12 protein-coding genes, 1 tRNA gene and 1 pseudogene are annotated in these 18,286 nt (G+C 40.1%); 5 read left to right on the top strand and 9 right to left on the bottom strand.

The genetic code is table 11. From position 1 onward, the window contains the following. Positions 1-19 precede the first annotated feature (19 nt). The 6 genes from ACYPZI_RS06360 to ACYPZI_RS06335 all read right to left on the bottom strand — a co-directional run bounded on the left by ACYPZI_RS06360 (position 20) and on the right by ACYPZI_RS06335 (position 8,605). The gene (locus ACYPZI_RS06360; protein ID WP_459599751.1) at positions 20-367 is read right to left on the bottom strand and encodes a four helix bundle protein; all 348 of its coding nucleotides are present in this window, start codon (positions 365-367) and stop codon (positions 20-22) included. 58 nt (positions 368-425) lie between these two features. Further along, positions 426-1,700, bottom strand: coding sequence for an imidazolonepropionase (hutI, locus tag ACYPZI_RS06355; RefSeq protein WP_459599749.1), 1,275 nt, complete (start codon positions 1,698-1,700; stop codon positions 426-428). Between the two features lie 67 nt (positions 1,701-1,767). Then, entirely contained in the window at positions 1,768-2,670 is a 903-nt protein-coding gene (gene ftcD, locus ACYPZI_RS06350) for a glutamate formimidoyltransferase (RefSeq protein WP_459599747.1), read from the bottom strand. An 88-nt stretch (positions 2,671-2,758) separates the two neighbouring features. Further along, positions 2,759-3,601, bottom strand: coding sequence for a hypothetical protein (locus ACYPZI_RS06345; protein ID WP_459599745.1), 843 nt, complete (start codon positions 3,599-3,601; stop codon positions 2,759-2,761). A gap of 12 nt (positions 3,602-3,613) precedes the next feature. Then, positions 3,614-5,599 (bottom strand): urocanate hydratase, encoded by a 1,986-nt coding sequence (locus ACYPZI_RS06340; RefSeq protein ID WP_459599743.1) that lies wholly within the window; start codon positions 5,597-5,599, stop codon positions 3,614-3,616. A 192-nt stretch (positions 5,600-5,791) separates the two neighbouring features. Next, on the bottom strand, positions 5,792-8,605 hold the full coding sequence (locus ACYPZI_RS06335) for a triple tyrosine motif-containing protein (protein ID WP_459599741.1): 2,814 nt from the start codon (positions 8,603-8,605) through the stop codon (positions 5,792-5,794). A gap of 246 nt (positions 8,606-8,851) precedes the next feature. Between ACYPZI_RS06335 and ACYPZI_RS06330 the strand changes: the two genes are divergently transcribed. The 4 genes from ACYPZI_RS06330 (at position 8,852) to ACYPZI_RS06315 (ending at position 14,769) form a co-directional block, all read left to right on the top strand. After that, entirely contained in the window at positions 8,852-10,087 is a 1,236-nt protein-coding gene (locus ACYPZI_RS06330; RefSeq protein ID WP_459599739.1) for a SusC/RagA family TonB-linked outer membrane protein, read from the top strand. Next, on the top strand, positions 10,084-12,474 hold the full coding sequence (gene bglX / locus ACYPZI_RS06325) for a beta-glucosidase BglX (protein ID WP_459599737.1): 2,391 nt from the start codon (positions 10,084-10,086) through the stop codon (positions 12,472-12,474). The genes ACYPZI_RS06330 and bglX overlap by 4 nt, the downstream gene beginning before the upstream one ends. A 199-nt stretch (positions 12,475-12,673) precedes the next feature. Beyond that, complete coding sequence (locus ACYPZI_RS06320; RefSeq protein ID WP_459599735.1) at positions 12,674-13,915, top strand: glycoside hydrolase family 5 protein; 1,242 nt, start codon at positions 12,674-12,676, stop codon at positions 13,913-13,915. 170 nt (positions 13,916-14,085) lie between these two features. Continuing rightward, positions 14,086-14,769 (top strand): DUF2625 domain-containing protein, encoded by a 684-nt coding sequence (locus tag ACYPZI_RS06315; protein WP_459599733.1) that lies wholly within the window; start codon positions 14,086-14,088, stop codon positions 14,767-14,769. Here ACYPZI_RS06315 and ACYPZI_RS06310 read toward each other — a convergent pair. Continuing rightward, the gene (locus ACYPZI_RS06310; protein ID WP_459599731.1) at positions 14,766-15,533 is read right to left on the bottom strand and encodes a cation transporter; all 768 of its coding nucleotides are present in this window, start codon (positions 15,531-15,533) and stop codon (positions 14,766-14,768) included. The two genes, ACYPZI_RS06315 and ACYPZI_RS06310, sit on opposite strands and share 4 nt — an antisense overlap. 1,128 nt (positions 15,534-16,661) lie before the next feature. Here ACYPZI_RS06310 and ACYPZI_RS06305 point away from each other — a divergent pair. Beyond that, positions 16,662-17,387: pseudogene (locus ACYPZI_RS06305) on the top strand (IS1595 family transposase); the annotation flags it as partial. Here the strand turns inward: ACYPZI_RS06305 and ACYPZI_RS06300 are convergent. Next, positions 17,366-17,932: a phage integrase SAM-like domain-containing protein gene (locus ACYPZI_RS06300; protein WP_459599831.1), complete on the bottom strand. Its 567-nt coding sequence runs from the start codon at positions 17,930-17,932 to the stop codon at positions 17,366-17,368. The pseudogene ACYPZI_RS06305 and the gene ACYPZI_RS06300 overlap by 22 nt on opposite strands. Positions 17,933-17,957: 25 nt before the next feature. Beyond that, positions 17,958-18,031, bottom strand: a tRNA-Ile gene (locus ACYPZI_RS06295). Positions 18,032-18,286: the final 255 nt, after the last annotated feature.

Genomic DNA, 18,286 nt, shown 5'->3' with positions numbered 1-18,286 from the left:
ATAATTTATAATTTAAAGTTTAAAGATTTTCTTTTCGATATTTTATGCCATCTAGTTCTGATTTTCTTAAATATTTAATAAAATTGGATAACGATTGAGATATTATAGTTGCCTTTTGATAACTCTGCTCAAAACTTTCTTTGTTAATATAATGTATATCCAAAACTCTATAGAGTTGACTACGGGTTTCTCCGCATGAGCCTTTTGCAATATGTGAAAATTGGATAAATTCTTTATTCCCATTTCTTTCAAATCCTTCGGCTATATTATCCATAATAGAACCGGATGACGCTCTTATTTGATCACGCAGGCGAAAATCTTTGGAAAAATCCCTTTGATTGGTCAATAAATAAAATTTCTTTAGCAAATTCTCTGGCTAATCTCCAAACTTCCAAATCTTCGAATTGATCTATTCGCCCCATTCTCTAACAATCTTTAAATTTTAAACTTTGAATCTTTAAATCAATAAGAACCCCGTTCTTTATCACCTTTTCCACAATATTCATCCCAATATGATAAGGCAGAAATTTATAGGATGGATACTCCAATATAACCAAATCCCCTTGTTTACCGACATCGATACTGCCTATCATATCTGCTCGTCCTACTGCTGCCGCGCCGTTAATTGTGATTGCGGTAACCGCCTCCTCCGGCGAAAGTCGCATATAAATACAAGCCAAAGCAAACAACAATGGAATGGAGTTTGTAAAACTACTTCCGGGATTCAGGTCGGTAGCTAAAGCGACAGCACACCCCGAATCGATCATATATCGCCCTCGTGCATAATGCTCTTTTAAGGAAAACGCCGTACAGGGCAATAATGTGGCAACCGTATTACTTCCTGCCAGATCTTGTATCCCCTTGTCTGATGCCTGCAACAAATGATCGGCAGAAAGAGCACCTAATTCCACAGCCAGTTCGGCGCCACCTAAGGTTACAATCTCATCTGCATGGATTTTAAGGTTGAAACCCAGATCACGGGCTGCTGTCAGATACCTGCGGGACTGCTCTATGTCGAACACATTCCGTTCACAAAAAATATCGCAGCAATCGGCCAGATTCTTTTCTTTCACCTCCGGCATTACCTCACGGATCATATAATCGAGGAAATCGTCTTCCCTCCCTTTATATTCTTGTGGTGTAGCATGCGCTCCCATAAATGTGCTGACTATGTCTACAGGATGATCTTTGTTCAGAGCTTTCATCGCTTGCAGCTGCTTGATCTCGGCCTCTTTATTCATACCGTAACCGCTCTTGCCTTCCACTGTGGTTACACCCATAGCCAGCATCGAATCGAGACGTTTGCGACCGGTTTCTTTCAATTCCTCAAAAGAAGCCTTGCGGGTAGCATTCATCGTATTATGTATGCCTCCGCCACGTTCCATAATAGACATATAGCTATCGCCGCGCATACGCCACGAAAACTCTTCTTCCCTGTAACCTCCAAATATAAAATGAGTATGTGAATCGACAAATCCGGGTAAAACTGCTTTTCCCGTTGCATCTATCACCTGATGATGCGGATAATTTGCCAATGAAGGGCAATCTTTTCCCACATACGAAATAGTACCATCTGTGATGATGACAGTGCCATTCTCAATCACCGAAAGGTCGGACATTTCCTTCCCCTTCTTTACAGAGAAACCGCTACAAGTTACCAGTTGTGATGCATTCCTTATAATAATATTGCCTTTTCTCATATTCTGTTTTTAATATTGGCACATCGGCACATTTTCAAATTGTTCCCCCTTGGGGGCTAGGGGGCTCTCATTCCATCAGATGAGTTTCTAATACCTGTTTTGTTGAAAAATCTTCCAACCCCAAATAATAAGCTGCCGTATCAATCAGTGCATCCATTGGTATAAGTCCAATGATCTCTGCACCTACAATGCTCACTCCATAACGATTCGCTTCGATACGTACTAGTTCATGGGCGCGGTAGATAGCCGTTTTGGTGAAATCGGTCAGATTCATCGACACTTGCACAATACCCCTGTCAGTCAATTCTACACCCATCGCCTTGCAAAAACGCAAACCTCCACCAAGGAAACGAACTTTCTTAGCAATGGCATCTGCTATCTCAAGTTTATTCGTATTCAGATTTACATTGTACGCCACTAACGGCATGCGAGCCCCAATAACAACAGCTCCGGCTGTAGGATGCGGTTGTTCCGGGCCAAAATCAGGTTTCCATTCAGGCAAAGTCATTTTATCTTTCAATCCTTCAAACTCGCCTTTGCGGATAGCGGCAAGGTTCTCACGATGAGGGGCGGAAGCCGCTTTCTCATACAAGAATACAGGTAAGCCATATTTATCGGCTACTTCTTTTGCGACTTCTTTCGACATAGCAACAGCCTCATCCATCGATACATTTCGAATAGGGATAAAAGGTACTACATCTACAGCACCCATCCGCGGATGCTGTCCTTTATGTTGGTTCAGGTCTATTTCTTCTATAGCTATGCCAATAGCTTCTACAATCGCCTTCTTCAGAGCTTCGGGTTCACCGACGACAGTAACAACCATCCGGTTATGATCTTTATCTGTACTGTAATCCAGAAGTTTTACACCCTCTTTTGCGCGGAATGCACCGGCTATTTTTTCTACTTTCTCAAGGTCGCGTCCTTCACTGAAATTAGGCACGCATTCTACAATTTTATTTAAGCTCATGATATATTATTTCAGGATTTAAAGATTCAAGGATTTAAAGATTTAAAGATTTAAAGATTGTTGACTACTTGCTACTGACTACTAACTACTACCCATATTTCTCCTCATCTCTCATTCTTTCATATTCTTCGGTGGTCATTATTACCAGCGATTCGTTTACACAATCCCAAACACTGACATAGTTTTCGGAAATAACAAAATGGCGTTTCCAACCGGTAAATTTGCCGTATAGCATCAATGTACATATATCTGTAGGAGTGATAAATTCTCCTGTCCCGGCAGCATGTGAATGCACACTCGCCACTATTTTTTTACTCTCGTCCTGATCTTCCAATTCAAACTTAATGGGAATCAGGTTTCTGTGTATCTCCTTCTTCTCTATTAAATTCTCCTGCTTATCAAAAGCAAGCAAGTAATCGTTTCCGAACAAAACTACTCCTTCTTTCTTTGGGCCGGTAAGTACATACACCTTTCTTTCATCCTTATAAATTACAGGAATAAGATTGAAACTAGCATTCGTATATTTTTTGAATAAGGTGTCTTGCTGAATCTCTTGCAGAGCTGTCGTACGCATCGTATAAAGCTCTTTTTCATCTTGCTTAAAATCCCTTTCCTTAAAATCTATCGTTGCAGTCTCGACCACTTTTATATCTCCGAACGACACTACTCCGATTACTTTAGCGTTTTCTCCTTTCGAGAAAAACAGGCACTTTGGGGTATCTTTTTCTATATAAGTGAAGTAGCCTCCTATACGAGCTTTTTCTTTAAAACTTTCAAGAAAAATATCCGTACCATGCCATGCAGCCATCTCCAGCCTGTATAAATACTTGCCTTCTTCTGTTATTTCTTGTGCTTTTTTCTCCAGATCAACCTGCTGGGGAAAAGCATTGATAGCGAAAAATGATAATATAATTATGATTAACCCTTTCATTATTTTTAATCTCTATTCCTTACAAAGTTTTGTTATAAAATCATCATCGGCGATATATGGCATCGTGATGTGGTATCCGCCAGCGTGTGATTGGTTGAAAGATTCACAGGTCTCTATGGCATGTTTGTTCCGTGCCCATGAACGGCGCGCCACACCTCCCATCACATCCCACAACATAGATGAACGGATAATTTCATCGACACGCTCACTTCCATCGCAAACCATGCCGAAGCCTCCGTTTATAGACTTCCCGATACCTACTCCCCCTCCATTATGCAGAGCTATCAGGCTCATACCCCGGGCAGCATTTCCGGCGAAGCACTGTACAGCCATATCAGCCATCACATTGCTGCCGTCTTTTATATTTGCCGTTTCGCGAAAAGGAGAATCCGTACCGCTAACATCATGATGGTCACGCCCCAACATAATAGGCCCCACTTCCCCATCCCGAACGAGCTTATTGAAACGCAAAGCTATGTTCATGCGTCCTAAGGCGTCCTGATAAAGAATACGCGCCTGAGTGCCCACAACCAATTGATTCTTTTCGGCATCACGAATCCAATTATAATTATCTTGATCTTGTCCTCTGCGATCAGGATCGATACATTCCATCGCTGCCCGGTCTGTCTTTACCAGATCTTCGTGTTTACCGCTCAGGCATACCCAACGGAACGGCCCGTAACCATAATCAAACAATTCAGGCCCCATAATATCTTCTACATAAGATGGCCAGATGAATCCATCTTTTTCATCTACTCCGTTTTTGGATATTTCTTTCACTCCGGCATCGTAAATAGCTTTCATAAAAGAATTTCCATAGTCGAAAAAATAAGTCCCTTTATCTACCAATTTACGAATGACCTCGAAGTGGCGTCTCAAAGATTTGTCTACCAGCTTTCGGAATGTATCCCTGTCTTCTTTCAACAGACGGGTACGTTCTCCGAAAGAAATACCTGCCGGACAATAGCCTCCTTCATATGCTGCGTGGCACGAAGTCTGATCGGACAACAAGTCGATATGTATCCTGTTTGTTTCCGCGTATTCCAACAGGTCGATAACATTGCCGTGATAAGCTATCGAACAAGATTTTTTCTTCCTTTTTTCTTCCAATGCCAATTTAAAAGCATCTCCGGCATCATTTACAACATGATGTACCCAGCCTTGCTTTTCGCGGGTTTCTATACGCGAATAGTCTACCTCTGCCGTAATAGATACCGCTCCTGCTATATCAGCAGCTTTGGGTTGGGCTCCGCTCATTCCTCCCAACCCGGAAGAGACAAATAAATATCCTTTAAGGTCTTCATCCTGAGGAATGCCTAATTTAATGCGTCCTGCGTTCAACAGGGTGTTGAATGTACCGTGAACAATCCCTTGTGGTCCGATATACATCCAGCCTCCGGCTGTCATCTGCCCATAATTGGCAACACCCATTTGTGCCGCAACTTCCCAATCGGCCTGATTATCAAACATCCCGATCATCATCGAATTGGTTATTATCACACGGGGAGCATCGGGCTTTGATCTGAATAATCCCAATGGATGACCGGATTCTATGACTAAAGTTTGCTCCTGGGTGAGTATTTCCAGATATTTTTTTATCAAGCGGTACTGCATCCAGTTTTGACAAACCTGCCCGGTTTCCCCATACGTAACCAATTCATATGGATAGAGAGCTATATCGAAGCATAAATTATTATCTATCATTACCTGAAAAGCTTTTCCTTCAATACAATTTCCTTTATATTGATCGATTGGCTTCGGATAAATATCCCCTTGCGGACGATAACGGTAACCATAAATGCGCCCATGGGTTTTCAACTCTCCAAGAAATTCGGGAGCTAATACTCCGTGTAACTCTTTCGGAATATAACGTAAGGCATTCTTAAGGGCTATTTCCGTCTGAGACAAACTGAGGTTAAACATCCGGTCAGGCGCACGGCGTATACCTTCTATAAAAGATGGATAGTCTGGTATTGCATTGTCGAGTCTGAGTTCCACGCTCTTTGATTTTAGGTCTAACTGATTTTCCGAAGATAGGATTTATATTTTTCACAAAAAAAAAATAAACAATATTTCTCAGCACGTTTCGACAAAAAAATTCAAATAAAAGGGTACTGGCAGTTTTTATTAAATCATAACAGGCGAATATTAGAGATATTCGCCTGTTATGGTATCAAAGTGTCAGATGTTTTATTTTAAATCGCTTAAAAAATCCGAAAGGTTTATATCCCTGTCAAGGTTCATTTTCTTTCGTAGCCTATATCTGTTTACTTCTACTCCCCTCACTGAAATGTTTAATAGTGGAGCAATCTCTTTCGTTGACATATTCATATTTAAATAGGCGCAGAGGATTTTATCATTTCGTGTCAATCCGGGAAATTTCTCATCCAACAATTTAAAGAAATCCTGATGGATAATATCAAAGTTAGATTGGAATACTTCAAAATCATCATCCCTTTCTATATTACTATTTATCTGACCGATCAGCCGAACTACTTTTTGCCTGATAGCACTCAGGTCTTTATCCTCGTCAATGGTTTTAGATATACTCTCCACATTCTTTCTAACATCTTCCAGCATTTCATTCTTCCTGATTACGTTGAGAATATATCCGTTAAGCTCTTGAGTTTTATATTTTAACTCTGTTTTCAGATTCTCATTCTGAAGTTCATATATTTCCTGATCTTTTATCTTACGTTCTGCTTCGTGGCGTTTGCTTTGCGCAATCAGCTCTTCTCCTTTCTGATGTATGATCTTTTTCTGCTTACCTATTGTTTTTTTATACAGGATAAAAAAGAGTGACATAACTATGAGGAAATATACTAAATACGCGAAAATAGACCTATACCAAGGCGGATTGATCACAAATATCAAAGTTGTTACTTCCGAAGAAGAATCCTCTCCGAAGATATATGCTTTTACTTCAAATACATATCTACCTTCTGTTAAGTTAGTGTATTCCTTTAATGGATTAGGAGATGGTGCACTCCATTCATTGTCTACTCCGCGTAGCCGGTAAGTATATGAAATATCGGATGGATGAGTAAAATCAGTCGCTAGAAAATAAATACGTATGGAGTTTAAGGAGAAAGGTAATGTTATAGCCTTACGTGCATCTCCGTAGCTTATAATGCTATCATTTTTACTACTTGTCAATTTCTTTATATGCACCTTTAGAGAGTTCGGTTCATAAGCAGCTTGTGACAAATCTATCTTCACAAAAGCATTGTCCACAGCTACAATCGCCGATCTATTATTCATAAGAGTCACATTTTCATAACTACTGATCAATTCGTTAGACAATCCCCAGTTAAAGATATGCGCTTTATATCCTTCAGTAGTATATGGCAACATCTTAAGCATGCCATCCGACACATACCAGATGTTCTTTAATTCGTCGGCAAACAAATACTCGTAATATCTATTTCCGTCTAACATCGATTCTAATTCTGTATAGTGATCAAACCCATCTGTAATACTGCTGTATTTATAGATACCATCATCAGCGCAAACAACTAGATTATTATCTATTTTCCGGAAAAAAACATTTTCTCGTATTGGCACAGCATAGGATTTTCTCTCTATTATTTTAGTTAGAGTATGATCGAACTTAACTTTCTGTATGCGCCCGTTCAAGGCGATCCAGAATGTGTAACTTTCGTCGTCTTCGATGAATCCTCTCGCCGAATCGTAAAAATCAGGAATACCATGAGATAATTCCCAGCGTCCACCAACCCTTTCTATAACAATTAGTCCCGAATAGGTTGCCGCGATTAGCCTGTTTTTATCGGCCTTTAATGGATGTGTTTCCCAAGTTCCCGGGATGTTAATTTTATACGATCCCGCCGGAGAGATCACCAAAATACCATTATCCCCGGAACTAAACAATGTATTGTCTATAATATTCATAGACCATATCTGCCCTTCCGAACCTTTTATCGGATGATAACCATCCTTATCCAGCTTATATAATGCCTGATTTGTACCAAGATACATTTCATTATTATACTCCGTGGTACAATAGCCGGTACCAATGGGAGAAACGATAGAGAAAAGAGGACGGATAGGCGATTTTAGATCTATATAACTAAGTCCTTTGTCGAGCCCTAACCATAGATTCTGATCTTTGTCAAAAAAGGTACATAGCGCCGTATTGTTTTTCAGTCCGTTGTCAATATTGAAGGTTTCTCTATATAACGGTTCTTTCGGGTCGAACAGGAACACCCCGCTTTGAACCGAACCTAAAACTATCTTAGTCCCCAATACAGATGTGCAAAAAAGTTGATTATTAGCAATAAAATCGTCGGCAACAGAACCCATCTTCTGAATCCCGTTATTATCGACAAGGTATAAACCAAACCGGGCAGTTGTCACCAATATCTTACTCCCATAAGATAATATACTCACGAGTTTTTGATTTTTTAAAGATGTTGACGTCGATAAAAAGAAAAGGATACTACTTTTCAAGTAAAATACACCATCGGATGTGCCTATATATAAAACATCATCTATCAACGTTGAGCAATCTATCTTGGCAGTAACATTGATAGTTACCAATTCTGTACTTTTTTTATTGTATATATGTACATGTCTGTCGCTAATGAAATATATTTTATCTTCGCCCGACTGGATATTCCATACTTCTCCTCCCCAATCTTTTGTGTTTTCGGAAAGAGAATTATATGAAAGCAAGCCTAGTTCATTTGGTTCAAAATAACCAAACTCTGTACTGCCCCCAACATAGATTCTCTTATCAATGACTTTTACCGAACGTAATAATTTATTTCTTATCGGGTATAAAGACCAGTTTACGCCGTCGAACTCCAATAATCCGTTAGAGTTGGCACAATAAATCCATCCTCTCTCGGATTGCGCGATCATCCAATTTTGAAATCCGGCTTTATATTGATTTCTTTCATAGTTAACTACTTTTCGTTGCCAAACAGTTGAAGAATATACAGATACAGAAAAAATCAATAATAATAGACTTATGGTTCTTCTCATAATATTATGATTTATAAAGCCAAATATACAATATTCGTTATTAAAAACAATAAATGAAAATATCAATTTACATAAATAGTTGATTTACAATGATTGTTTTAAATGTTGTAGTAGTAATGTAGTATTCACAAAAATCATTTTTTGAGTTTTTGATGTATTAATATATTTTAAAATAGAATGATTTTCAACCTATATTTGCAAAAAAGAGATTAAAACACCCTAAGTTATCAACCTTAAAAAACAATCATGAAGAGAAATCCTTTCTTATGGAAGTTACTACTCGTTCTTCCGTTGTTCTTTTCTTCCCTGACTGTATTTGGACAAACAGCCGATGTTAAAGGCGTTGTCACAGATATAGCTACAGGAGAAGCTCTAATTGGTGTATCAGTGGCAGAAAAAGGGACTACAAATGGAATGCTGACCGATATAGAAGGTCAATATACCATAAAAGTAAAGTCCGGAGCCACCTTAGTGTTTACTTATGTCGGATATGATCCTCAGGAAATTAAAGTAACCGGAGGAATATTAGACGTAAAGATGAAGCCTTCTCAACAGATTCTTGACGAAGTAATTGTTGTAGGTTACGGTGTACAGAAAAAAAGTGTGGTAACTGCCGCCATCAGTAGCGTAAAAGCATCTGATCTTGAAAAATTAACACCTTCCCGCATCGAGAATGTGTTGAACGGACAGGTGTCCGGCGTTTCCATAACAGCTAACTCCGGGCAGCCGGGCAGCGATGTCAACATCCGTATTCGCGGGGTAGGAACTACCGGCGACAACAACCCTCTTTACATTGTAGACGGTATGGCCGTAGATGGTGGGATCAAAAATCTGAACCCTGCTGATATTGAATCGGTGGAAATCCTGAAAGACGCTGCTTCGGCTGCCGTGTATGGTACACGGGGTGGTAACGGCGTTATACTGGTCACTACCAAACGCGGAAAAGAAGGAAAGCCTAAAATTTCGTATGACATGAACATGGGATGGCAAACCCCGTGGAGAAAAGTGCCGATGCTCAACTCGGAACAATATATGACCCTCATGAATGAATACAATCTGAGTTCTAATTTGGGACTTGCCTATACGGCTCAGAATATTGCCGACGCTCGTAGTGGGGTTATCCCTAGCACCAATTGGCAGGATGTCGCTTTTAACGACAACGCGCCGGTGCAAAACCATGAAGTGAGTATCCAGGGTGGTAACGAAAAGGGAGCATATTATCTGTCTTTGGGACGTTTTGTTCAGGACGGGATTCTGGGCGGTAATTACGGCGCGTCCAATTACGACCGGTGGTCGGTTCGACTCAACAGCGATTATGAGATCTACACGGCCAATGAGCGTAATTTCCTGAATAAGCTGAAAGTCGGCGTAAATGTATCCTACGCCCGTGGAAACTCCACCAGCTTATATAACAATGACGTATTCGGGACTATCCTTTCCAGCCGACTACGTAAGAATATATCAAAAGAAATAAGAAAATGAGAAGAAAAAAATTAAGACTATTATGCATATTTGTTTTGGCTGGCTTGTTTACTACAGGCTATGCTCAGACAAATGTAGAGAAACGAATTGAAGATTTACTCTCGAAGATGACCCTCGAAGAAAAAATAGGGCAAATGAATCAAGTCAGTTTCTTCGCAGTAGACGATAAAGCTATCGCTCAATATAGTGACGACGATATGGACACATTCCTTGTCAGGATGGGTATTGCCGGAGGTCAGGGGCAAAAAAAGCCTTCGGAAATGACCAAGCAGGAAAAAATCGCCCTGATACGTAGCGAAGCTGATAAGATGCTTGACAAAAACTTTATACAACCTGTCAAAGAAGGAAAAATAGGGTCGCTGTTAAATATTGTTGACCCCGAAATGGTAAACAAACTACAAGCCGCTGCTTTGAAAGAAAGCCGTTTGGGAATACCAATGATCATAGGTCGCGATGTAATACACGGATTCAAGACCATATTCCCGATTCCTTTGGGACAAGCAGCATCATTCAATCCCCAACTTGTAGAGGATGGTGCACATATCGCGGCTGTGGAAGCCCGTTCAACCGGAGTTAACTGGACATTTGCACCTATGCTTGATATTTCGCGTGATGCCCGCTGGGGACGTATCGCGGAAAGCCTTGGAGAAGATCCTTATCTGGGCGGTATACTTGGAGCTGCTATGGTAAAAGGATTCCAGGGGAATGGAAATCTGGCTGACTCAAATGCAATTGCGGCTTGTGTAAAACATTTCATTGGTTACGGCGCAGCAGAAGGTGGTCGCGATTATAATAGTACAAACATTCCTCCGCTTCTATTGAGAAATGTTTATTTGCATCCGTTTCACAGTGCGATCGATGCAGGAGCAGCAACGCTGATGACATCGTTTAACGACAACGACGGGATACCGGCTTCAGCAAACGGTTACTTATTGAAAAACGTATTGCGTGACGAGTGGAAGTTTGACGGTTTTGTTGTATCGGATTGGGCTTCTATGACTGAAATGATCGCTCACGGATATGCAAAAGATGGGAAACAAGTAGCAGAGCTTTCGGCCAATAATGGAGTGGATATGGAAATGGTTAGCGGAGTATATCTGCAACATTTACCTGAATTAGTTAAAGAAGGTAAAGTTTTGATGGCGACAATCGATAATGCTGTGCGTAATATATTGCGTATAAAATTCCGTATGGGATTGTTCGAAAATCCATATGTAGACACAAAGAAGCCATCGGTACTATATGCCGCAGATCACTTGAAAGCAGCCAGAGAAGCGGTTATTGAATCGGCTATCCTACTCAAGAACGATAACAACACATTACCTCTGTCTGAAACAAAAAAGATAGCAATAATAGGTCCTATGGCCGATGCTCCTCACGATCAGATGGGAACATGGGTATTTGACGGAGACAAAAATTATACAGTTACTCCTTTAGGAGCGTTGAAAGGCGATTACAAACATATTAATTATGTGTACGAACCAGCCTTAGGTTATTCACGCGATAAGAGTACTGCTAATTTTGAAAAAGCAAAACAAGCAGCGGCCAATGCCGATGTTGCAGTCGTATTTCTGGGCGAAGAAGCCATCCTGTCAGGAGAAGCACATTCTCTATCCAATATCAATCTTATTGGCGTACAGTCAGATCTTCTGAAAGCAGTAAAAAGTGCCGGCAAGCCGGTTGTACTTGTGATTATGGCTGGAAGACCGTTAACGATAGAACGTGACCTTCCGTATGCCGATGCTGTACTTTACAATTTTCATCCGGGAACGATGGGAGGTCCGGCTATCTTCGACTTGTTGTTTGGCAAGGCAAATCCTAGCGGAAAACTTCCTGTAACATTTGTCCGCGAAGTGGGACAAATCCCTATGTATTATAATCATAACAGCACAGGGCGTCCGGCACCGGAAAAAGTAATGACACTAGATCAAATTCAATTGGAAGCAGGACAAACCTCATTAGGAAATACATCATTCTACCTGGATTCGGGTAAAGATCCATTGTTTCCATTCGGGTACGGGCTTTCTTACAGCACTTTCGAATATTCAGATCTAAACCTTTCGTCTACATCCATCCCGATGAATGGAAGTTTAACGGTAAAAGCGACGATAAAAAATACAAGTAATACGGATGGTACAGAAGTAGTACAACTTTATATTCAGGATAAAGTAGGCTCGATAATCCGTCCGGTGAAAGAACTTAAGGGCTTTCAACGTGTGAATCTGAAAGCCGGAGAAATCAAAACTATCGAATTTAAATTGACAACAGACGACTTTGCCTTTTATAATAAAGATTTGGTTAAAAAGGCTGAAAGAGGTGATTTTAATGTTTGGGTTGGGGGTAATAGCAATGCCAACCTGAAAGGTACTTTTTCTGTGACAGAATGAGTACCGTTAGATGGGGTTGTGTCAAAAGGTCTTTTACACGTCATTGGTAGGGTGATAGCCCGAAGCAATCCATGAAAATCAATACTCTGGATTGCTTCACTTCGTTCGCAATGACGGGAGTTCTATCTTTTGACATACCCTCTTATATTTTCTTTTAGCTGATAACAGTTTTGTAAATAGCAACTATAACTTTTGCGGTATGAAAAATTTATTCATTTTATTTTTACCATTTATTCTGTTTAGCTGCAACAAAGAAGCAGAAAAACAAGGAGCAGATCGGTTTATCCGTATTGAAGGCCCAAATCTTATTAAACCAAACGGCGAGAAACTTTTAATACAAGGAATCAATCTCGGAAACTGGATCAATCCGGAAGGATATATGTTCTTCTTCGGATCGGAAGCAGCATCTTACAGGCAGATCAACGAAGCTTTCTGCGAAATGGCAGGTCCTGATTTCACCAAAAATTTCTGGAATGAATTTAAAAAGAACTACATCACCCAAGAAGATATAAAATACATAAAACAAACGGGAATGAATTCAATTCGTATTCCATTCCATTACAAGTTATTCACGAACGAGGACTATATGGGTGTGGACTCTGATCAGAATGGATTTGAACTGATCGACCAGGTTGTAGAATGGTGCCGCGAAGAAGGTCTTTATGTTATTCTGGATATGCACGATGCTCCGGGAGGGCAAACAGGTGACAATATAGACGATAGTTATGGATATCCCTGGTTAATGGAAAGCGAAGACAGCAAAGCTTTGTTCTGTGACATATGGAAAAATATCGCAGGGCATTATGCGAATGATACTCTCATATTGGGCTACGACCTCCTCAATGAACCTATTGCACATTACTTCATGAAAGATTTTGCTCATCTGAACGATTCATTGGAGCCTCTGTATAAAAGGTGTGTGGAAGCCATTCGTACAGTAGATAAGAACCATATTGTATTGCTGGGCGGAGCTCAATGGAATAGCAATTTCAGTGTTTTTAAAGACTCCAAATTCGATGATAAACTGATGTATACCTGCCACCGTTATTGGTGCGATACACTACAGTCGAACATACAAGATTTTGTAAATTTCAGGGACAGCGTAAACCTGCCTATGTATATGGGTGAAACAGGAGAAAATACCGGTCAGTGGATTGCTGCGTGGACTCGCCTGATGGAGCGGAACAATATTGGCTGGCACTATTGGCCATATAAAAAGATGGTACCCAATAGTTGTATGGTAACGATTCCAAAACCCGAAAACTGGGATTTGATAATTGAATATACGAAACAAGACAGAAACTCATTTGCTAAAATACGGGATGTTAGACCGGATCAGGATACAGTAAAAAAAGCGATGACCGATCTGTTGGAAAATATGAAATTCAAAAACTGTGTGAAGAACGCAGGTTATACCTCTGCTTTGGGAATGAAACCCTGAAAGATAAATAAGCACACTCTTCTCCTCATTAAGTAATGAGGCTATTAGTAAATAAAGGTTGTTAAGGTGGTTGTCTATTGAGCAGACAGCCACTTTTATTTATAAGGTTTATCCTTCTCAATTAAAAGAATGACACTAATTTCATAACTTTGCAGAAATACTAAATTCTGATGCGGACACTGCAAGAACTGACAAATACAAATGAACCCGGATGGGAACTGGTAAAGACATGGATCGATCTGGCTAAAAACAATATTGAAATTCTGCCCCGTACCCAGCGGCAAGCCGAAGAAGCACTTGTCAATATACAGATTACAACCCGTTCATTAATGGGGGCTATTGTCTACGAAACCGGAGGACTGATAATCGACAACGGATGGATACGCATCCTTGGTTCAGGCTGCGACCGGATGAAAAGGTCATTACCCTCATGGAACAAGGGTAAAACATTCTCGGAATACGGAGAACCCGCGCCATATCTTCTGGTAGCAGACGATGCTATTGGAGGATTTTATGCGATCAACGGTGGAATGCTGGGACAAGACGCAGGAAATATATATTACTTCGCTCCCGAATCTCTCGATTGGATACCTCTGGAAATGGGATATACGGAATTCTTACTGTTCTGTTTCGAAACGGATATGAATGATTTTTATCCGGGTTTAAGGTGGAATAACTGGGAGAGCGATGTGAAAAATCTACACCCTGATTATGCTTATAATTTCTACCCTTTTTTATGGACAAAAGAAGGGAAAGATATAAATAAAGTTTCCCGGAAAGTAATTCCAATAGAAGAAATCTATAACTTTAATATGGGAATGAAAAACACAAATAGCAATAGTCAAGCAGATTAACTCCTCGATAGCTTCAATATCCTGATTGCCCCTCTGAAAACTATAAAGAAAACAATACTTCCTATTATAAGGTCGGGAAAACCTGTTTTAAAGCTCCATACAAGGAACCCGGCCAATATAACACCCGCATTGATAACCACATCGTTGGACGAAAATATAATACTGGCCTGTATATGGGCGTCATCACTTTTGGTCTTTTGCAGCAATATAAGACAAGTGATGTTCGCAATAAGAGCTAATACAGAGACCACAATCATCGTCTGAAAATCAGGAAGTTCTTCGATTCCTATAAAACGTTTTATCACTTCGATAAAACCCAACAATGCCAATAATATCTGGAAATAGCCACAAAGCATTGCCACCCTCTTTTTTCTTGAAACAGCAGCTCCTACAGCCAACAGACTCATTCCATAAACAAATGAGTCGGCTAGCATATCGAGGCTATCGGCAACAAGCCCCATTGATTTCGAAAAAAGCCCGGTGCCCATCTCTACCAAAAAGAATGTGAAATTTATGATCAACACAATCCATAGCACCTTTCTTTGTATCCCATCCTCGTTAACTTCTTCTTGAGCTTCCGCTTCTACACTTTCGACAAGATGAGAACCAAGGTCCAGACTAGCCAAAACTGCTTCAATGGATTTATAATCTCCTATATGATATATAGTTAGAGTACGATTCTTCAGATCGTAATTCTGCGATTTTATTGTATCCAAATCCTGTAATTTCATTCTGATCAGACTTTCCTCACCAGGACAGTCCATCCTCTCTATTTTAAACGTTGTTTTAACCATCTTTCAAATAATATATATTTTAACTAAAAAGTAACAAACTACTACAGTTCTTACAGTCATCAGTCAACAGTTAGCAGTCATCAGTCAACAACTTGTACCTCGTAACTTTTTAACTAAAAAGTAACATTTTCCGCACTCATTTTCAAATTCTCAAATTCGCTCATTTTCAAATTAAACATCGTATCCTCTTTGTCATCCTGACCGCAGGGAAGGATCTCGACTACAGTCATCAGTCAACAGTCAACAGTCAACAACTTGTACCTTGTACCTCGTCTACTCGTAACTTTTTTAACTAAAATGTAACAAACTTCTACAGTTATTTTTTAGCCGTTAGCCGATAGCTTTTAGCCGTTAGCCCCTTGCTCGCGCGGCTACCCTCTTTGTCATCCTGACCGCAGGGAAGGATCTCGACTACAGTCATCAGTCAGCAGTTAGCAGTCATCAGTCATCAGTCATCAGTCAACAACTTGTACCTTGTACCTCGTCTACTCGTAACTTTTTTAACTAAAAAGTAACAAACTTCTACAGTTAGCAGTAGTCAGTAGTCAGTCAACAACTTGTACCTCGTATCTCGTCTACTCGTATCTTTTTAACTAAAAAGTAACATTTTCCACATTCATTTTCAAATTCTCAAATTCGCTAATTTTCAAATTAAACATCGTATCCTCTTTGTCATCCTGACCGCAGGGAAGGATCCCGATCCCCGAGAGACAGGAGATGCTTCCTGTCGTCAGCATGACAAACCAGAATTTAACTAAAAAGTAACATTTTCCACACTCATTTTCAAATTTTAACTATACTTCGTTCCGTTGAACGTTGTTTCAAATTTTCAAATTTGCTAATTCGCTAATTGTCAAATTGTCTATTATAGATAAAGCTAACGCCGCACAATGTTTCACTCACTCGCGCGGACACGTCTGCGCGAACGGGGGTAAAGCAATGCAATAAACGTTGGGAAAAATACAAAGCGAAACCACCCCGCCTGATGACAGGGCGGGATAAATTGAACGGTTCGAAATTTGTTCGGATATTTCTTTTTAATTGATACCCGTATATTTACCTAAAATGATTATCTTTACAAAGAAAAATCTAAGTTCTATGACCTTAATCGATTTTTTCTCTCAATTTCCGGACGAAGAGAGTTGTAAGCAAAAATTCAAAGAGTATCGAGACCAATCTGGTGTTATTTGCCCTAAATGTGGTGGGGATGACCATTATTGGAAGCAGGACAAGGAGCAATATGAGTGCAAGGGTTGTCGTACGCGCATAACCCTTAAAAGCGGTACAGTGATGCACAAATCCAAACTGCCATTTCGTTATTGGTTCATCGCTATTGATTTACTTACTTCCACGAAAAAGACATTTTCAGCCAAGGAGATTCAACGCCAGCTGGGTCATAATCGGTATCAGCCTGTCTGGCACATGGTACACAAGCTCCGTCAGGCGATGGGAAGAAGGGATGATGAGTACATTTTAGCCGGACGCATAGAGCTGGATGAGGGCTATTTTTCCACCGGGACACCCGCTGCTGAAAAAGAAAAACCCCTCAAGCGTGGGCGTGGAAGCCAAAAGAAGACAAAGGTTCTTGTTATGGCAGAAAGTGAACTGGTGGAATTTCCGAAGGAAGGGCAAAAATCCCGTAGGGTAGGCTATTTAAAAATGAAAGTGATTGATGATTTGAATTTGAAAAAGGAAACCATCAATAAAGTCGTTGGAGAGCTCACGGGCAATGTCACAGAAATGGACACGGATGATTCGACCTCTTATGTCGACTTAAAGCATTTTGTCCCCAAGCACAACGCTCAGGTTATTCCCAAGGAGAAATACTCTTTGTTTTGTGCCAGACCTAGCAGGAATTTAAAATTGGCATGTTTCTTATAGATGGTAGAAAGCAGATTGCCTGCTTTGATTTCATAGTCATGGAAACGTTGGATATATTCCAAGGTGATTTCTTTGAAGGTTAAAGTAGGTTTCCATTCTTTCATTTTGTTAATCAGATTGCGATAGTTGGAGAGAGTTTGTTTGGCTCTGGTAGATTTCAAGAGTTCCAATTCATGTTCTATAAAGACATAGAAATCAGCATTGCCGTAATGCTTATCCTTAAATCTTTCTATAAACTCTTGTGCTGTTAAAGGAATCAGATAGTTATCCAAGATGATGCTTTCGGCTTTATGGTATTGTTCTTTGATGAGTCTGTTGTAAAGGATATGGCGGGGTTCCGTTGCTTTTACTTGCTTCTTGTTCTCATTCCAGTCTCTGGGATGTACTGAAACATTAAAACCTACAAACGTAGGACGTCTATAGGCTGTATATCTCAGGCAAATCCGGTATTTACCATCTTTTGTCCGGTAATTCTTTCTCTGTAAGATTTTTAGTGTCGCTTCTTGCCCCTTGTAGTCCCAGGCAGAGTTGAACTGCCGACCTCTACATTATCAGTGTAGCGCTCTAACCAACTGAGCTATAGGACTGGCTTCTTGTTTCTTCCTGAAACTGACTGACAGCTTCCTGGTTTCTCTTGTGTTTCAGCGGTTAGCTCCTAGCTGCTAGCGGTTAGCTTTTAAGCTAAGGGCTATAGGCTATAAGCTAAGGGCTTATATTTTTAAAATAAACAACATTATTCAGAGTGTAGCACGTTCAGAGAGAAGTTTTGAATATTAAGAAGCAATAAATCACTACTTACTACCTTCTACTTACTACTCTTACAGGTACATACCTTTTCGGAC

This window comes from Dysgonomonas reticulitermitis (assembly GCF_054601275.1).
The sequence above is the reverse complement of the archived record's forward strand: the minus strand, read 5'-3'. Positions and strand labels throughout refer to the sequence as shown.

Coding starts and splice junctions, on each gene's coding strand:
- ACYPZI_RS06330 (WP_459599739.1), top strand. CDS start 8,852: ATGAAGAGAAATCCTTTCTTATGGAAGTTACTACTCGTTCTTCCGTTG.
- ACYPZI_RS06310 (WP_459599731.1), bottom strand. CDS start 15,533: ATGGACTGTCCTGGTGAGGAAAGTCTGATCAGAATGAAATTACAGGAT.
- ACYPZI_RS06345 (WP_459599745.1), bottom strand. CDS start 3,601: ATGAAAGGGTTAATCATAATTATATTATCATTTTTCGCTATCAATGCT.
- ftcD (WP_459599747.1), bottom strand. CDS start 2,670: ATGAGCTTAAATAAAATTGTAGAATGCGTGCCTAATTTCAGTGAAGGA.
- ACYPZI_RS06320 (WP_459599735.1), top strand. CDS start 12,674: ATGAAAAATTTATTCATTTTATTTTTACCATTTATTCTGTTTAGCTGC.
- bglX (WP_459599737.1), top strand. CDS start 10,084: ATGAGAAGAAAAAAATTAAGACTATTATGCATATTTGTTTTGGCTGGC.
- ACYPZI_RS06335 (WP_459599741.1), bottom strand. CDS start 8,605: ATGAGAAGAACCATAAGTCTATTATTATTGATTTTTTCTGTATCTGTA.
- ACYPZI_RS06315 (WP_459599733.1), top strand. CDS start 14,086: ATGCGGACACTGCAAGAACTGACAAATACAAATGAACCCGGATGGGAA.
- hutI (WP_459599749.1), bottom strand. CDS start 1,700: ATGAGAAAAGGCAATATTATTATAAGGAATGCATCACAACTGGTAACT.